Origin of the sequence: Arthrobacter sp. C9C5 (genome assembly GCF_013359735.1) — a bacterium.
Taxonomy (GTDB): Bacteria; Actinomycetota; Actinomycetes; order Actinomycetales; family Micrococcaceae; genus Arthrobacter.
The window spans coordinates 78,906-95,831 of the sequence record NZ_JABFMX010000014.1; the positions used below are offsets into that span (position 1 = coordinate 78,906).

Annotated in this window: 16 protein-coding genes; 10 read left to right on the plus strand and 6 right to left on the minus strand. The window is 67.8% G+C overall.

Annotated features, from left to right (window positions below; genetic code table 11):
- Positions 1–69: 69 nt before the first annotated feature.
- Positions 70–543: an Lrp/AsnC family transcriptional regulator gene (locus HNO80_RS12380; RefSeq protein ID WP_175323153.1), complete on the minus strand. Its 474-nt coding sequence runs from the start codon at positions 541–543 to the stop codon at positions 70–72.
- A 196-nt stretch (positions 544–739) separates the two neighbouring features.
- On the opposite strand from HNO80_RS12380, the gene pdhA reads away from it, so the two are divergent.
- From pdhA to HNO80_RS12395, 3 genes are read left to right on the plus strand one after another with little or no spacing between them, the layout of a single operon-like run.
- Complete coding sequence (gene pdhA, locus HNO80_RS12385; RefSeq protein ID WP_175323154.1) at positions 740–1,918, plus strand: pyruvate dehydrogenase (acetyl-transferring) E1 component subunit alpha; 1,179 nt, start codon at positions 740–742, stop codon at positions 1,916–1,918.
- A complete protein-coding gene (locus HNO80_RS12390) occupies positions 1,918–2,928 on the plus strand; it encodes an alpha-ketoacid dehydrogenase subunit beta (RefSeq protein WP_175323155.1) in 1,011 nt (336 codons plus the stop codon). The genes pdhA and HNO80_RS12390 overlap by 1 nt, the downstream gene beginning before the upstream one ends.
- On the plus strand, positions 2,925–4,352 hold the full coding sequence (locus tag HNO80_RS12395) for a dihydrolipoamide acetyltransferase family protein (RefSeq protein WP_175323156.1): 1,428 nt from the start codon (positions 2,925–2,927) through the stop codon (positions 4,350–4,352). The genes HNO80_RS12390 and HNO80_RS12395 overlap by 4 nt, the downstream gene beginning before the upstream one ends.
- Before the next feature lie 58 nt (positions 4,353–4,410).
- On the opposite strand, the gene HNO80_RS12400 is transcribed toward HNO80_RS12395, so the two are convergent.
- Entirely contained in the window at positions 4,411–5,037 is a 627-nt protein-coding gene (locus tag HNO80_RS12400; RefSeq protein WP_175323157.1) for an SACE_7040 family transcriptional regulator, read from the minus strand.
- Positions 5,038–5,196: 159 nt separating this feature from the next.
- Between HNO80_RS12400 and HNO80_RS12405 the strand changes: the two genes are divergently transcribed.
- Genes HNO80_RS12405 through HNO80_RS12435 form a run of 7 tightly spaced genes read left to right on the plus strand, consistent with a single transcriptional unit; the run spans position 5,197 to position 13,143 of the window.
- Positions 5,197–6,804: a carboxyl transferase domain-containing protein gene (locus HNO80_RS12405; protein ID WP_175323158.1), complete on the plus strand. Its 1,608-nt coding sequence runs from the start codon at positions 5,197–5,199 to the stop codon at positions 6,802–6,804.
- Positions 6,805–6,811: 7 nt separating this feature from the next.
- Positions 6,812–8,980, plus strand: coding sequence for an acetyl/propionyl/methylcrotonyl-CoA carboxylase subunit alpha (locus tag HNO80_RS12410; RefSeq protein WP_175323159.1), 2,169 nt, complete (start codon positions 6,812–6,814; stop codon positions 8,978–8,980).
- A 55-nt stretch (positions 8,981–9,035) separates the two neighbouring features.
- Positions 9,036–10,199 carry an acyl-CoA dehydrogenase family protein gene (locus tag HNO80_RS12415; protein ID WP_175323160.1) on the plus strand — a complete coding sequence of 388 codons (1,164 nt, stop codon included), beginning with the start codon at positions 9,036–9,038 and terminating at the stop codon, positions 10,197–10,199.
- Positions 10,200–10,218: 19 nt separating this feature from the next.
- Positions 10,219–11,001, plus strand: a complete 783-nt coding sequence (locus tag HNO80_RS12420; RefSeq protein WP_175323161.1) for a CoA transferase subunit A — start codon at positions 10,219–10,221, stop codon at positions 10,999–11,001.
- Between the two features lie 2 nt (positions 11,002–11,003).
- Positions 11,004–11,765 (plus strand): CoA transferase subunit B, encoded by a 762-nt coding sequence (locus HNO80_RS12425; RefSeq protein WP_175323162.1) that lies wholly within the window; start codon positions 11,004–11,006, stop codon positions 11,763–11,765.
- Complete coding sequence (locus HNO80_RS12430; RefSeq protein ID WP_175323163.1) at positions 11,762–12,310, plus strand: MaoC family dehydratase; 549 nt, start codon at positions 11,762–11,764, stop codon at positions 12,308–12,310. The genes HNO80_RS12425 and HNO80_RS12430 overlap by 4 nt, the downstream gene beginning before the upstream one ends.
- Positions 12,307–13,143 (plus strand): HpcH/HpaI aldolase/citrate lyase family protein, encoded by an 837-nt coding sequence (locus tag HNO80_RS12435; protein ID WP_175323164.1) that lies wholly within the window; start codon positions 12,307–12,309, stop codon positions 13,141–13,143. Before HNO80_RS12430 ends, HNO80_RS12435 begins: the two co-directional genes overlap by 4 nt.
- Before the next feature lie 203 nt (positions 13,144–13,346).
- On the opposite strand, the gene HNO80_RS12440 is transcribed toward HNO80_RS12435, so the two are convergent.
- From HNO80_RS12440 to HNO80_RS12455, 4 genes are read right to left on the minus strand one after another with little or no spacing between them, the layout of a single operon-like run.
- Entirely contained in the window at positions 13,347–13,748 is a 402-nt protein-coding gene (locus HNO80_RS12440) for a universal stress protein (protein WP_175323165.1), read from the minus strand.
- A complete protein-coding gene (locus tag HNO80_RS12445; RefSeq protein WP_249777319.1) occupies positions 13,745–15,379 on the minus strand; it encodes a tripartite tricarboxylate transporter permease in 1,635 nt (544 codons plus the stop codon). Before HNO80_RS12445 ends, HNO80_RS12440 begins: the two co-directional genes overlap by 4 nt.
- Positions 15,380–15,883 carry a tripartite tricarboxylate transporter TctB family protein gene (locus HNO80_RS12450; RefSeq protein ID WP_175323166.1) on the minus strand — a complete coding sequence of 168 codons (504 nt, stop codon included), beginning with the start codon at positions 15,881–15,883 and terminating at the stop codon, positions 15,380–15,382. It lies immediately after the preceding gene.
- Positions 15,880–16,890: a Bug family tripartite tricarboxylate transporter substrate binding protein gene (locus tag HNO80_RS12455; RefSeq protein ID WP_175323167.1), complete on the minus strand. Its 1,011-nt coding sequence runs from the start codon at positions 16,888–16,890 to the stop codon at positions 15,880–15,882. The genes HNO80_RS12450 and HNO80_RS12455 overlap by 4 nt, the downstream gene beginning before the upstream one ends.
- Between the last annotated feature and the right edge of the window lie 36 nt (positions 16,891–16,926).

Sequence of the window (16,926 nt, forward strand, 5' to 3'; positions counted from 1 at the left end):
CCCCGTGCAGTTGCACGGGGGCTCCCCTTCGCATTAGTTGGGGTTGCCCGGCAGTTAGGTGAGCGCCGCTCAGGCCTCCGCGGAGCCGCGCTCCAGCAGCGGCTGGATCCGGAAAGGAATCAGTTCACCCATGGCCAGGGCAGTGTCGGTGCGGTCCACGCCTTCGCAGGCGAGGATCTTGCCGTTGATCCGGAAGAGGTCCTCGGCGTCCAGAGCTACCACCCGGAGCAGCAGGTCGGCCGAACCGGTGAGGCCATAGCCTTCCAGGATTTCCGGGATGCAGGCCAGTTCCACCGCCAGTTGGCCCAGCTTCTGCTGCTGGACGTGGACGGAGATAAACGCCATCAGGGGATAGCCCAGGGCGGCCGGGTTGATCCGGCGTTCGAAGGAGAGGAAGACGTGTTTTTTCTCCAGCTGGGCCATCCGGGCCTGCACCGTATTGCGCGACAACCCCAGCTTCTGCGCCAGTGCCACCACGGTGCGCCGGGGATCCCTCGCCATGGCCGAAAGCAGACGGGTGTCGGTGCCATCCAAAGCTTGCATAATGCGCAAGGTTAGCACGGTCCTGAACGGCCAGACAGGGCAGAATGCTCAATTTATTCAAAGGTGGTTGTACCCAATGGCAGTTGTGAGTAGGGTCACAATTATCCGGGGCAACGGCGCCCGGGTGGCCGTCGCGCGTAGGGATCACGAGTCCCGCGGGCAGGGTCAGACGACGTCAGAAGGTTGCGGACAAACTGTGTTTACCGACGACGCGGGCAAGGGCGGCATTGCCGCCGGCGGCCCCGGGAACAGTGCAGAATCAAACAGGCGCTCGGGCGGCGATCTCGTCCAGCTCATCACCCCGGGGGGTGAACGCGTAAGCCATCCGGAGTTCGACTCCTGGGTCCAGGACGTCAGCGACGAACAGCTCGCCTCCCTCTACGAGGACATGGTCGCCATCCGCCGGATCGACGCCGAGGCCACCGCCCTGCAGCGCCAGGGCGAGCTCGCCCTGTGGCCCCCGCTGCTGGGCCAGGAGGCGTCCCAGATCGGCTCGGCACGTGCGCTCCGCGACGACGACTTCGTCTTCCCCAGCTACCGGGACAACGGCGTCGCCTACGTCCGCGGGGTGCAGCCGGCGGACATCGTGAAAGCTTGGCGCGGCAACGCCCTGGCCGGCTGGGATCCCTACACGGTGAACGTGGCGACGCAGCAAATCATCATCGGCGCCCAGTCGCTGCACGCCACCGGGTACGCCATGGGAATCCAGAACGACGGAGCCGATTCGGTGGCCGTGGCCTACTTCGGCGACGGCGCCACCAGCGAAGGCGACGTCAACGAGGCCATGGTCTTCGCGGCGAGCTTCCAGGCCCCCGTGGTGTTCTTCTGCCAGAACAACCACTGGGCCATCTCCGAGCCCGTGATGCTGCAGTCCCACATCCAGATCGCGGACCGCGCCTCCGGCTTCGGCATCCCGAGCATGCGCGTGGACGGCAACGACGTGCTGGCCGTCATGGCCGCCACGAGGATCGCCATCGACCGTGCCCGCCGCGGCGGGGGACCCACCTTCATTGAGGCCGTCACGTACCGGATGGGACCGCACACGACGGCGGATGACCCCACCCGCTACCGGGACGCCAACGAGCTCGAGGACTGGGCTGCGAAGGACCCGATCGCCAGGCTTAAGACCTTGCTCGACCGCAAGGGCCTGCTGACCGCAGAGCTGGAAACCGCCGTCGCCGCCAAGGCCGACGCCGTCGCCAAGGAACTGCGCTCCGGCACCATCAACATGCCGGAACCGGAGCCGCTGGACATCTTCAAGCACGTGTACAGCACGCCCAACTCCTCGCTGGAGCGCCAGCAGGACCACTACACCCGTTACCTGGCTTCCTTCGGCGATCCCGCAGAGGCCGCTTCCGAAGAAGGTGCACGCTGATGACGCAGATGACCTTTGCCCGAGCCATTAATTCGGGCCTGCGCAAGTCCCTCGAAAACGATCCCAAGGTGATCCTCATGGGCGAGGACATCGGCACCCTCGGCGGTGTCTTCCGCGTCACCGACGGCCTGCAGAAAGACTTCGGAAAGCACCGCGTGGTGGACACGCCGCTGGCCGAATCCGGCATCCTCGGCACCGCCGTCGGCCTCGCCTACCGCGGCTACCGCCCGGTGGTGGAGATCCAGTTCGACGGCTTCATCTACCCGGCGTTCGACCAGATTGTCAGCCAGGTCGCCAAGATGCACTACCGCACCCAGGGCGCGGTCAAGATGCCGATCACCATCCGCGTGCCTTTCGGCGGCGGCATCGGCTCACCGGAACACCACTCCGAATCGCCCGAGGCCTACTTCACCCACACCTCGGGCCTGCGCGTGGTCAGCGTCTCCAACCCGCAGGACGCCCACACCATGATCCAGCAGGCCATCGCCTCGGACGATCCGGTGCTCTACTTCGAACCCAAGCGCCGCTACCACGACAAGGGTGAGGTGGATGAGTCGCTCGACCTCGCCGCCGCCCTGTCCATGGAGAAAGCACGCGTGGTCACCGAGGGCACCGACGTGACGCTGGTCGCGTACGGTCCGCTCGTGAAGACCGCCCGCGACGCCGCGCTCGCTGCCGCGGATGAAGGCGTCTCCATCGAGGTCATCGACCTGCGCTCGCTGGCCCCGCTGGACTTCGCGACCCTGGAGGCCTCGGTCCGGAAGACCGGACGTCTCGTCATCACGCACGAGGCCAGCCAGTCCGGCGGCCTCGGCGCGGAAGTGGCCGCCAGCATCACGGAACGCTGCTTCTACCACCTCGAAGCGGCGCCCGTCCGGGTGACCGGCTTCGATGTCCCGTACCCGTATTCAAAGCTTGAAATGCACCACCTGCCGGGCCTGGACAGGATCCTCGACGGCGTCGACCGGGCCCTGGGCCGCCCCAACTCCCTTAGCGGGCTGGAAGGATGACCGCCACCATGATCAAGGAATTCCGGCTTCCGGACCTCGGCGAAGGCCTGACGGAATCAGAAATCGTCGCGTGGAAGGTCGGCGTCGGGGACACCGTCACGCTCAACCAGATCATCGCCGAGGTGGAAACCGCCAAGGCCGTCGTCGAGCTGCCCTCGCCGTTCGCCGGCGTCGTGACGGCGCTGCATGAGCAGCCCGGCACCGTGGTCGAGGTCGGCAAGCCGATCGTTTCCTTCGAGATCGAGGGCGACGACGGCGGCGGTGACGCCGGGGAAGCTCCCGCCAAGCGTGAACCGAACCTGGTCGGCTACGGCGCCGTGCTGGAAGGCTCCGGCCGTCCGGCGCGCCGCGCCCGCAGCTTCGCCGCCGCGGCGGCCCAGGCAGCCCCGGCGGCTCCTGTGGTTACCCCGGCTGAAACCCCGGTGGCCGCGCCGGCGGCCGCGCCGGTCGTGGCAGCCGTGGAGACGGTTGCCGAGCCCGCGCCGGTGGCAGCCGACACCCATGCCGCCGACACCACTCCGGCAGAGCGTCCGCGCTCCACGCCGCCGGTGCGCAAGCTGGCCAAGGATCTCGGCGTCGACCTCGCAGCTATCACCGGTACGGGGGAGCGCGGGCTCATCACCCGCGATGACGTCCGGAACTTCGTTGGCGGCGGCGACCTTCCGGTTGCGCCCCAGGAACTCGCCGGCGGCGAGGTCGTTGCGCCGTCGCCGGTTCAGGGCGGGCGGGAAACCCGGACCCCGATCAAGGGCGTGCGTAAATTCACCGCCGCGGCCATGGTGTCCAGCGCCTTCACGGCACCGCACGTCACCGAGTTCCTGACCCTCGACGTCACGCCCACCATGGAACTGCTGGGCCGGCTGAAGGCCAGCCGTGCGTTCGCGGGCTACAAGCTGACTCCGCTGACCTTGGTGTCCAAGGCCGTGTTGATCGCGCTGCGCAACCACCCGACGCTCAACGCCCGGTGGGACGAAGCGAACCAGGAGATCGTCCAGTTCAACTACGTCAACCTTGGCATCGCGGCCGCGACCCCGCGGGGCCTGACCGTTCCGAACATCAAGGACGCGGACCGGATGTCCCTGCTGGAGCTTTCGACCGCGCTGACTGAGCTGACGGATACGGCGCGGGCGGGGAAGACCGCCCCGGCGGACCTCTCCGGCGGGACCATCTCCATCACGAACATCGGCGTCTTCGGCATCGACGCCGGCACGCCCATCCTCAACCCGGGCGAGGCCGCCATCCTGGCGCTCGGCGCGGTGCGGAAGATGCCGTGGGAGTACCAGGATGAGGTGGCGCTGCGCCAGGTCATGACGCTGAGCCTGTCCTTTGACCACCGGCTTGTCGACGGCGAGCAGGGCTCCCGGTTCCTGCAGGACCTGGGCGCCATCCTGGCCGATCCCGGAATGGCCCTGGCGATGGTCTAGGCACTCCGGGGCCGGGCATCCACGTCATGGGTGCCCGGCCTTTTGCTGTCCGGGGCCGTCAGCCGAGGGGGCGCGGCGTGGCCGGTGCCGTCAGGGCGGCCAGGGCCATGCTTTCCAGCAGCGGCCTGGCCCGTTTGAGGGCCATCCGGCGTCCGTGGTTCCGCACCGAGTGCGGCGTTGAGTTGATTAGGCCGAAGGTGGCGTGCGCGCGCATCCGGAGCTCGGCCGGATCGGTGTCCGGAAGCAGCCCGGCCAGGACCTCCACCCAGAGCTCGACGTAGTTGCGTTGCAGGGTGCGGACCTCGGCCTCGTCGTCGTCGTCGAGGTTGCTGAAGTCCTGGTCCTGGACGCGGATGACGTCCGGGTTGCTGAGGGCGAAGTCCACATGGAACTCGACCAGGCCGGCAAGTGCCGCTGCGGCGCCGTCGGACCCTGCCACCACGCTGCGGCCGCCGTCCAGCAGGTCCTGGCTGACGCTGAGCAGCAGGGCCCCGAGGACCGCCTGCTTGCCGGCGAAGTGGCGGTAGACGGCGGGTCCGCTGACCCCCGCCGCGGCGCCAAGGTCCTCCAGCGAGACGCGGTTGAAGCCGTCGGCGGCGAAGAGGGCGGCCGCTGCGGTGAGCAGGGCCTTCCGGCGGTTCTCCTTGGCCTGGCTCCGCTGGGTGGTCTGGCTGGACTCGGTCACCGGCGCGTCCCCTTCTCGACTGTCCTGCGTGAAACTGTCCTGTGTTGGACATCACAGTTAATAGAGACTAACCTAAATCTCAGTTATGCGTTACTAACCGAAATGGCCGCGACGCCCCACGGGGGCGGGCAACGCACGGCCGAGGACGGAAAGCAGTCAATGGAGACAATCGCCAGCCAGCTGGACGCGGGCAGCCCGGGCTACGCCGCGAACCGCGAGGCGCAGCTCGGCCTGGCCCGGGAGCTGAAGGACCGCCTCGCCGCCGCCGCGCTGGGCGGGCCGGAGAAGTCCCGGGAACGGCACGTGGCACGCGGCAAGCTGCTCCCGCGGGAACGGATCGACCGGCTGCTCGACGACGGCAGCCCCTTCCTGGAGATCGCCCCGCTGGCGGCCGAGGGCATGTACGACGGCGACTCGCCGGGCGCCGGGGTGATTGCCGGGATCGGCCTGGTCCACGGCCGCCAGGTCCTGGTCATCTCCAACGACGCCACCGTCAAGGGCGGCACCTACTATCCGATGACGGTGAAGAAGCACCTCCGGGCGCAGGAAATCGCGCTGGAGAACCGGCTGCCCTGCATCTACCTCGTGGACTCCGGCGGCGCCTTCCTGCCAAAGCAGGACGAGGTCTTCCCGGACAAGGAGCACTTCGGCCGGATCTTCTTCAACCAGGCCAAGATGTCCGCAGCCAAGATCCCGCAGATTGCCTCGGTGATGGGGTCCTGCACCGCCGGCGGCGCCTACGTTCCCGCGATGAGCGACGAGACCGTGATCGTCCGCAACCAGGGCACCATCTTCCTGGGCGGCCCGCCGCTGGTGAAGGCCGCGATCGGCGAGATCGTCACGGCCGAGGAACTCGGCGGCGGCGACGTGCACTCGAAGATCTCCGGCGTTACCGACCACCTCGCCGAGAACGATGAACACGCCCTGCAGATTGTCCGGGACATCGTCTCCACCCTGCCGAAGCCGGCGGCCCCCCTCTGGGACGTGGACACCGTCGTCGAACCCGTTGCCGACCCGGACGAGCTGTACGGCGCGGTGCCCACCGATGTCAACGCGCAGTACGACGTCCGCGAGGTCATCGCCCGGCTGGTGGACGGCAGCCGCTTCCACGAATTCAAGAAGAACTACGGCACCACCCTGGTCACCGGCTTCGCGAAGCTGCACGGCCACCCGGTGGGCATCGTGGCGAACAACGGCGTGCTCTTCAGCGAGTCCTCGCTCAAGGGCGCGCACTTCATCGAACTCTGCGACCAGCGCGGCATCCCGCTGATCTTCCTGCAGAACCTCTCCGGCTTCATGGTCGGCAAGGACTACGAGCAGGGCGGCATCGCCAAGAACGGCGCCAAGATGGTCACCGCCGTCGCCACCGCCCGCGTGCCGAAACTGACCGTGGTGATTGGCGGCTCCTTCGGCGCCGGCAACTACTCGATGTGCGGCCGCGCCTACTCGCCGCGCTTCCTCTGGATGTGGCCGGCCTCGCGGATCTCGGTGATGGGCGGCAACCAGGCCTCCAGCGTGCTCGCCACCGTCAAGCGGGACCAGTACGAGGCCCGCGGCGAGGAATGGTCCGCCGCGGAAGAGGAAGCCTTCAAGGCCCCGATCAAGGCCCAGTACGAGGACCAGGGCAGCCCCTACTACTCCACCGCACGCCTCTGGGACGACGGCGTGATCGACCCGGCGGACACCCGCACCGTCCTGGGACTGGCGCTCGACGTCGTCTCCCGCACCCCGCTGCCGGAGACCTCCTTCGGCCTGTTCCGGATGTGAGCCAGCCATGACTGATACCTCCGCACCCACGACACCGCTCTTCGGCACCGTCCTCGTCGCCAACCGCGGCGAGATCGCCTGCCGCGTGATCCGCACCCTGCGCGCCCTCGGGATCCGTTCGGTGGCGGTCTATTCCGACGCCGACGCCGACGCCCGCCATGTGCGCGAGGCGGACCTCGCCGTCCGGATCGGCCCCGCGGCAGCGACCGAGAGCTACCTCAAGATCGAGGCGATCATCCAGGCCTGCCGCGACACCGGCGCCGACGCCGTACACCCCGGCTACGGCTTCCTGAGCGAGAACGTCGACTTCGCCCGCGCCCTGGAAAAGGCCGGGATCACGTTCATTGGCCCCGGCGTCGAATCCCTGAACGTCATGGGAGACAAGATCCGCTCCAAGAACCACGTCACCGGCTACGGCGTCCCGGTGGTCCCGGGCATCGCGGAGCCCGGCATGAGCGACGCGCAGCTGATCGAGGCAGCGGCCGGCGTCGGCTTCCCGCTGCTGATCAAGCCCTCCGCCGGCGGCGGCGGGAAGGGTATGCACGTCGTCGAACGGCCCGAGGACCTGGAAGCCACCCTGGCCACCGCCCGCCGGGTCGCGGCGAGTGCCTTCGGCGACGACACCCTGTTCCTGGAACGGCTCGTCACCACGCCACGGCACATCGAGGTCCAGGTCCTCGCGGACAACCACGGCAACGTCATCCACCTCGGCGAGCGTGAGTGCTCGCTGCAGCGCCGCCACCAGAAGGTCATCGAGGAGGCACCCTCCCCGCTGCTGGAATCCCTGCCCGACGGCGCGGAGATCCGGGCCCGGATCGGCGAGGCCGCCTGCCAGGCCGCGCGCAGCGTCAACTACTCCGGCGCCGGCACCGTGGAATTCCTGGTCTCGGACAACGCCCCGGACGAGTTCTTCTTCATGGAGATGAACACCCGGCTGCAGGTCGAACACCCCGTCACCGAGATGGTCACCGGCGTGGACCTGGTCGAATGGCAGGTCCGCATCGCCGCCGGCGAAGAACTCACCATCCGCCAGGACGACGTCGTGCTCACCGGACACTCGGTGGAGGCGCGGGTGTACGCCGAGGTACCGGAGAAGAACTTCCTGCCGTCGATCGGACGCGTCGTGCTGCTGGACGAAGAACCGGATGCCGCAGCGGGCCGCGTCCGTGTCGACTCGGCCCTGCTGGAGGGCCTCCAAATCTCTAGCAGCTACGACCCGATGATTTCCAAGGTCATCGCGTGGGGCGAGGACCGAGCGAAGGCCCTGGACACCCTGGACCGGGCGCTCGCCGGGTACACCGCCCTGGGCATCGACACCAACGTGGAGTACCTGCGGCTGCTGATCAATGACGCCGATGTCCGCGCCGGACGGCTCGACACCGGCTTGATCGAACGCAGGATGCCCGAGTTCACGTTCCGGCATGCGGGCGACTTCGAGGTGGCCGCTGCCGCAGTCTTCGCCGCGGCGATGCAGGAACCCGGTTCAGTTGACGCCGGGGAAGGCCCTTGGCATCGCCGTGACGGCTGGAGGCTCGGTGCAGCTGCCCCGCGCCGGATCAGTCTCGGAACGCCCGACGGCGGAATCGCCACCGTTGAGGTGTCCGGCTCGGTAGGGCGGGGGACGGCGACGGTCAGCGTCAATGGCGGCACGCAACGCACAGCATCGTTGGGTTTCGCCCGGCGCCACCAGGCAGAGGTGACCCTCGGCGGAGAAGCCCGACGGTTCTCACTCGCACAGGTGTCCACGGGACCCCACCACCCGGGTCCGGACAGCCCGGCGCCCACCGAGATATTCCTCGGCAACGGGGGCTGGTCCTGCCGCCTTGAGGTGCTCAGCCGCGAGGCGCGGCTCGCCCGGGTGCTGGCCGCCGTCGAACGCGAGGAAGGCGCCGCCGACCCGGCGGTGCGCTCGCCGATGCCCGGCACGGTGGTGTCCGTCTCGGTCAGCAACGGCGATACCGTGACAGCCGGCCAGGTCCTGCTCTCGGTGGAGGCCATGAAGATGGAGCACCAGCTCGTGGCGCCGCTGGACGGCACCGTCCACCTCAGCGCCGGCACCGGAGACCTCGTCAAGGCCGACCAGGTGCTGGCCACCATCCACCCCGCCCCAGCTGAACCTTCCGCAGCCGAAGACACCATCGAAGAAGCCGTCATCGCGATGGGCGCGGCGGACTAGCAAGCCACAGCTTCAGCACCACACCACAGCCACACCAGACACAGGAGTCACCCCCATGCCAGATTTTGAACTCAGCGAGGACTACCAGGACCTCAGCAACACCGTCCGCGAATTCGCCGACCAGGTGGTGGCGCCGGTTTCCGCCAAGCACGACGAAGAGCACAGCTTCCCCTACGAGGTCGTCTCGCAGATGGCGGACATGGGCCTGTTCGGCCTGCCGTTCCCGGAAGAGTTCGGCGGCATGGGCGGGGACTACTTCGCCCTGGCCCTGGCCCTCGAGCAGCTCGGCCGCGTGGACCAGTCCGTCGCGATTACCCTGGAGGCTGGCGTCTCGCTCGGCGCCATGCCGATCCACCGCTTCGGCACCGACGCGCAGAAGCAGGAATGGCTGCCGCTGCTGGCCTCCGGCAAGGCGCTCGCAGGCTTCGGCCTGACCGAGCCCGAGGCCGGCTCCGACGCGGGCGGCACCAAGACCACCGCGCGCCTCGAGGGCGGGGAGTGGGTCATCAACGGGAACAAGGAGTTCATCACCAACTCCGGCACCGACATCACCAGGCTCGTCACCGTCACCGCGGTGACCGGCCAGGAGGAACGCCCGGACGGCAGCATCAAGAAGGAAATCTCCACGATCCTGGTGCCCGCCGGCACGCCCGGGTTCACGGCGGAGAAGGCCTACAACAAGGTCGGCTGGAACGCCTCGGACACGCACCCGCTTACCCTCGACAACGTCCGCGTCCCCGAGCAAAACCTGCTCGGCACCCGGGGCCGCGGCTACGCGAATTTCCTCTCAATCCTCGACGAGGGCCGGATCGCGATCGCCGCGCTGGCCGTCGGCGCCGCCCAGGGCTGCGTGGACCAGTCGGTGAAATACGCCAAGGAGCGCAGCGCCTTCGGCCAGAACATCGGCAAGTACCAGGCCATCGCGTTCAAGATCGCCCGGATGGAAGCCCGCGCCCACACCGCCCGCCTGGCCTACTACGACGCGGCCGCCCGGATGCTCGCCGGCAAGCCGTTCAAGACGCAGGCGGCCATCGCTAAGATGGTCGCAGGCGAGGCAGCCATGGACAACGCGCGGGACGCCACCCAGGTGTTCGGCGGCTATGGCTTCATCAACGAATTCACCGTGGCGCGCCACTACCGCGACTCCAAGATCCTTGAAGTCGGCGAAGGCACCACGGAGGTCCAGCTGATGCTGATCGCCCGCGAACTGGGACTGTAGCCGGCCGGAAGGGTCACTGATGATCAACAAAGTTGTTGCCAGCGCCGCCGAGGCCGTCGCGGACATCCACGACGGCGCCTCCCTCGCCGTCGGCGGTTTCGGGCTGTGCGGCATCCCGGTGGCGCTGATCGACGCCCTGCATGAGAGCGGCGCGACGGACCTGGAAACTGTGAGCAACAACTGCGGCGTGGACGACTGGGGGCTCGGCATCCTGCTCAAGGACGGTCGGATCCGCCGCACTATCAGCTCGTACGTGGGGGAGAACAAGGAGTTCGCCCGGCAATACCTGGCCGGGGAACTCGAAGTGGTCCTGACCCCGCAGGGCACGCTGGCCGAGAAGCTGCGGGCCGGCGGGGCCGGCATTCCCGCCTTCTACACGCCAGCCGGCGTCGGCACCCAGGTCTCCGACGGCGGCCTGCCGCAGAAGTACGACGCCGACGGGAACGTCGCGGTCGCCTCCGCGGCCAAGGAGGTCCGCAGCTTCCACGGCGCCGACTACGTGCTGGAGGAGGCCCTGACCCCGGACTTCGGCCTGGTCCATGCCTGGAAGGGCGACCGGCACGGGAACCTCGTCTTCCACGCCACCGCGATGAACTTCAATCCGCTCTGCGCCATGGCCGGCCGGATCACCATCGCCGAGGTGGAGGAACTCGTGGAGCCGGGGGAGCTGGACCCGGAGCACGTCCACGTCCCCGGGATCTTCGTGCAGCGGGTGGTCCTCGCGCCGCAGGCGGAGAAACGGATCGAAAAGCGCACCACCTCCAGCACCACCTCCAGCACTACAGAGCAGTCAGGAGCCTAGCCGTGCAGACGAACAACGCGCAGGGCGCGCCGCCCAGGCCCGAAGCGGTCCGCCACGAATACCGGCGCTCCACTGTGGAACACGCCGGCGGTGTGCAAGGCAAGGGCTGGACCCGCAACGAGCTGGCCGCCCGGGTGGCCCAGGAGCTGCACAACGGCCAGTACGTCAACCTCGGCATCGGGATGCCCACGCTGATCCCCAACTACATTCCGGCCGGCGTCGAGGTGGTGCTGCACTCGGAGAACGGGATCCTCGGCGTCGGGCCGTACCCCGCCGAGGACCAAGTGGATCCGGACCTGATCAACGCCGGCAAGGAAACCGTCACCGTCAACAAGGGCGCTGCGTTCTTCGACTCCGCCGCCTCCTTCGGCATGATCCGCGGCGGCCACGTCGACGTGGCGGTGCTCGGCGCCATGGAAGTGGCGCAGAACGGTGACCTCGCCAACTGGATGATCCCCGGCAAGATGGTCAAGGGCATGGGCGGGGCGATGGACCTGGTCTTCGGTGCCAAGAAGGTCATCGTGATGATGGAGCACGTTGACCGCAACGGCAACCCGAAAATCGTGGAACGGTGCACGCTGCCGTTGACCGGCAAGGGCTGCGTCGACCGGATCATCACCGATCTTGCCGTGATCGACGTCGTGAGCGAAGGGGGCAAATCCCGGCTGGTGCTGCGCGAGCTGGCGCCCGACGTCACGGCCGAGGACGTTGCCGCGGCCACCGGCGCCGAACTTTTCGAGGAAGACCAGGAACTGACCGTATGACAACGAATGCAGTGCCCGGGCCCGGAACCGGCCGCCGGGTGATCGAACAGCGCGGCCTCTACTTCGACGAACTCGACGAAGGCGTGCTCTACGCGCACCGGCCCGGCCGGACCGTGACGGAGACGGACAACGTCCTGTTCACCACCATGACCATGAACACCCAGGCGCTGCACCTCGACGCGGCCTGGAGCGCCGGACAGCCGTTCGGCCAGCGGCTGATGAACTCCATGTTCACCCTCGCCACCCTGGTGGGCCAGTCCGTGGCGCAGCTGACCCAGGGCACCATCATCGCGCAACTGGGACTGACCGATGTGTCCTTCCCGCACCCGCTCTATCACGGGGACACGCTCTACACGGAGACCGCGATCACCGGCAAACGGCTCTCCTCCTCCCGGCCAGGACAGGGGATCGTGACCATGCAGCACACCGGCCGGAACCAGGACGGCGTCGTGGTGGCGCTGGCGACCCGCAGTTGCCTGATGTGGACGCGGGACGCGCATGCCTCGCAGCAGGAACCGGTGGAAAAGGGGACAATCGAAGCATGAGCTTCCTGATGGGCCCCGCCCTGCTGTTTTGCCCTGCCGACCGACCCGAGCGCTACCAGAAGGCTGCCGAGCGCTCGGATGCCGTGATTGTGGACCTTGAGGACGCCGTCGCGCCGGCGGATAAGCAGCGCGCCCGCGGCGCGATTCTCGCCCAGCTCGGCTCTGCCGGGGACGTCCCCGAACTGGACCCCAGCCGCACAATCGTTCGGATCAACCCGGCCGGCACGGAGGAGTTCGAAAAAGACCTGCACTGCCTCAAGCACACTCCCTACCGGCACGTGATGCTTGCCAAGGCCGAAAGCGCCGCCCAGCTCAAGGAGCTCGACGGCTACAGCGTGATCGCCTTGTGCGAAACGGCGGCCGGCATCGTCAACGCCGCCGCTATCGCCGCGGAACCCAACGTGGTGGGCCTGATGTGGGGCGCCGAGGACCTGCTCGCCTCACTCGGCGGCACCTCCAGCCGGACCGACGACGGCGGCTACCGCGCCGTGGCCGTGCACGCCCGCTCCACTGTCCTGCTGGCCGCCCGCGCCGCCGGTAAGGAAGCGATCGACTCCGTCTACGTCAACATCCCCGACCTGGACGGTCTCGCCGCCGAGGCCCGCGACGCCGTCGCGTCCGGCTTCGGCTCCAAAGCCTGCATCCACCCGAACCAGGTGGCCGTGGTCCGGGAAGCCTACGCCCCGTCCGAGTCCGACGTCGCCGCGGCCACGGAACTGCTCGACGCCGCCGCTGCCGCCGGAACGGGCGTGTTCCAGTACCAGGGCAAGATGATCGACGGGCCCATCCTCAAGCACGCCGAGGCCACGCTCCGCCGGGCCGGACGCCCCTGACGCTGGACTTCGCGAGATGACACTTCGCGGCAATGTTGCACCCTGGCACTGCCGCGAACTGTCATCTCGGGCTTAGCGGCGCCACAGGTACCTGTTGGACACAAAAGCACGGGCCGGGGGTCTGAGGACTCCCGGCCCGTGCTTCTTGTTTTCGGCTTCTTTATGCCGACGGCGCCCGTAGGCTCCCATCGCTTAGGGTCCGGTTAGGACTGGTGAGCAGCCTTTACGGCAAGCACCGGGCAGCCTGCCTCGAGGAGGATCTGCTGGGCCGTGCTCCCCATGATGAGTTTCCCCACCGGGGTGCGCCTCCGAAGGCCGATGACGATCAGGTCCGCCCGGTGCTGTTCCGCTGCCTGCAAGACCTCGCTGGCTGCGTCGTTTCCACGGACCGGCTGCTGGACGAGGTGCTCGATGCCCTCCTTCTTCAGCCGCTCTTCGATCCCGGCGATTTCCTCATTCTCGGCGTAGCGCTTGTCCACGAGGGCGTCGCCACGGGAGGAATTGATCACCACCAGGAGTTTCGCGTCCTTGCGGGCCTGGGTGATGGCTGCTTCGAGTGCCGCCGTCCCCTCCGGAGAGGGAAGGTAGCCAACGATAATGCTCATGGTCGCTCCTGTCGTCCTGCTGCTGTGTTCCTGGTGGTGTCCAGGTCGCGGTCATCGAAGGGGTGGGGGTTCGCGCCACCGGCGTCTGTCCGGTCAGGGTCAGCCTCCGACGTGGCGGGCATGCCGGCAAACGCCGGCTCCGCCTGGGGCCGCGACCTGCGCCAGGCCTTCAGCAGCAACGGCCAGGCCAGGATGATCGCCACGATGACGTAGATGCCGACGGCGATCGGCTCACTCCACAGGCCGGCCGGGTCCCCGGCGCTGAGCTGCAGTGTCTTGCGCAGTTGGCCCTCGACCCGCGGGCCCAGGATCACGCCGAGGATGAGCGGCAGGACCGGCAGGCCGAACCGCCGCATCATGAACCCGAGCGCGCCAAGGACCAGCAGGATCACCAGGTCGAACGCCTGCAGATTCACGGAGTAGGCGCCCAAGGTGGCGAAGAACAGGATCCCGGCGTAGAGGTAGGGTCGCGGCAGTTGCAGGAGTTTTGCCCAGAGCGGTGCCAGCGGCAGGTTGATGACCAACAGCAGGAAGTTTCCGATGAAAAGGCTGGCAATGAGGGCCCACACCAGCGGTCCCTCGCTCTCGAACAGCTGCGGCCCCGGCTGGATGCCGTACGAGGTGAAGGCCGCCAGCATCACGGCGGCGGTGGCGTTGGTTGGCAGCCCCAGCGCCAGCATCGGGGTCAAGGTGCCGGCCGCCGCCGCGTTGTTGGCGGCTTCCGGTCCGGCGACACCCTCGATGGCGCCCTTGCCGAACTCCTCGGGGTGCTTGGTGAGCCGCTTTTCCGTGACGTAGGACAGGAAGGTCGGGATTTCCGCGCCCCCGGCGGGCAGCGCACCAAACGGGAAGCCGAGCACGGTTCCACGCAGCCACGGCTTCCAGGACCGCTTCCAGTCCTCTTTGCCCATCCAGGGCTGCCCCACCGGGATGATGTGGAGCGGGGTCCGGCGAAGGTGGGCGGCCACCCACAGGGCTTCACCCACGGCGAAGATGGCCACCGCTACCACCACGATGTCGAGCCCGTCACTGAGCAGCGGCTGGCCGAACGTGAGGCGCGCCTGCCCTGTGACCGAGTCCATGCCGACCAACCCAATCGCCAGGCCCAGGCCCAGCGAGGCGAAACCGCGGAGGCGGGAGGAACCGAGCACTGCGGTGACGGCCAGGAGCGCGAGGACCATGATGGCGAAGTAGCTCGGCGATCCAAGGCTGACGGCGAACTTGACCACAATGGGTGCGCAGACCGCGAGGAGGGCGGTGCCGATTGTCCCGGCCACGAAGGAACCGATGGCAGCGGTGGCCAGCGCCTGCGCGGCCCGCCCGGCCTTGGCCATCTTGTTGCCTTCAATGGCCGTGACCACGGACGACGACTCGCCGGGGGTGTTCAGCAGGATCGAGGTGGTGGATCCTCCGTACATGCCGCCGTAGTAGATGCCAGCGAACATGATGAAGGCGCTGGTGGGTTCCAGCACGTACGTGACGGGGAGCAGCAGCGCCACGGTCATCGCCGGGCCCAGTCCCGGCAGGACGCCGACGGCGGTGCCTAAGACCACTCCGATCACGGCGTAGAGGAAATTCATGGGGGTCAGGGCGGTGGCGAAGCCGTCCATCAGTGAACTAAAGACGTCCATTTAGAGGATCCCTTCCAGCAGCCCGGCGGGCAGCGAAATACCAAGGCCGAGGTAGAAGCCATAGAAGGTGAGCAGGGACAGGGAAACGGAGATCAGCCCGTCGCGGACGTAGTGCCGGCTGCCCAGGGCCCAGACGCTGCCCCAGAAGAGAACGGTTCCGGAAATGACCCAGCCCGCCCAATCAATAATCAGGACGTTGGCAATGAACGCGCCCGCGAGGGGAAGCACGGTCTTCCAGTCGGCGGGATGGGACAAATCGACGTCCTCGCCGCCTTCAGTCTCGCCGTGTCCGCCCCGCAGCACGTTGATGGCCAGCATCACCGCGCACACAAGCAGCAGGCCGGCCACGATGTAGGGAACCGTCTTCGGGCCGACCGGGTCCGATTTGGAGTACGGGGTCACCAGGCCGACGGCGTCCCAGAGGACCAGCCCGCCGGCCGCCCCGAGCAGGAGGGCTACCCCCAGCTCGGAGCGGCCTTTGAGCCTGGAAGTCAAGGACGTCACGCCAGTCCAAGCTTCGTCAAGACGTCGGCCACGCGCTTGTCCTGCTCGGTCAGGAAGGACTTGAATTCGTCACCGGTGAGGAAAGCGTCGGACCAGCTGTGCGACTTGAGGGCCTCTTTCCACGAAGCGGTGCCGTGCATTTTCTCCAGGGCGGCGATCAGGGAAGCCTTGTCCGCGTCGCTGATGCCGGGAGGGGCAACAACACCGCGCCAGTTGCTGAAGACCAAATCGATGCCGGATTCCTTGAGCGTGGGGGCGTCGACGCCTTCGAGGCGCTTGTCCCCGCTGGTTGCCAGCACCCGGACTTCGCCGGATTCGATCTGCTTCAGGTACTCACCGGCGCCGGAGGCGGCGAAGCCGAGCTTGTTGCCGAGGATGGCCGGAAGGAGATCGCCGCCGCCGTCGTAGGAAACGAAGTTGACCTTCGTCGCGTCGATGCCGACTGCACCGGCCAGCTGCATGGGGAGAAGGTGGTCGGGTCCGCCGGGGGAGGAGCCGCCGCCTACGCTGATCGATCCGGGATTGGCCTTCCACGCCGCCACCAGGTCTTTGATGGTTTTGTACGGGGAGTCCTTGGCGACCATGATCGCGCCGGGCTCTTCGATGAGCCGGGCCAGCGGAGTGGTGTCCGTCAGCTTCGACCCTGACTTGTTGGTGTAGCTCGCGCCGACGACGCCGAGGCCCATCAGCATGGCGAGGTCGCCGTTGCCCTTCTCGTTGACCACGCGGGCCAGGCCCACCGTACCGCCGGCGCCGGCGAGGTTGAAGACCTCCGTGTTGCTGGCGATCTTCTCGTCGTCGAGGACCTTCGCGGCGGCGCGGGCCGTGGTGTCGTACCCTCCGCCCGGGGTGTTGGGCACCAGAATCTGCAGTCCCGTGATGGGCCCCGCCGCGGCTCCGGAGCTAGCCGTACCGGTGGAGCTCTTGCCGGTGGCACCGCAGCCGGTGGCCATCAGGGCGATGCCGGCAGCGACGGCGGCAATTCGCAATGCGCGGATTTGGCGCATGTTTCCTCTTCTCAAATTTAGGTAGTCAATAATCGG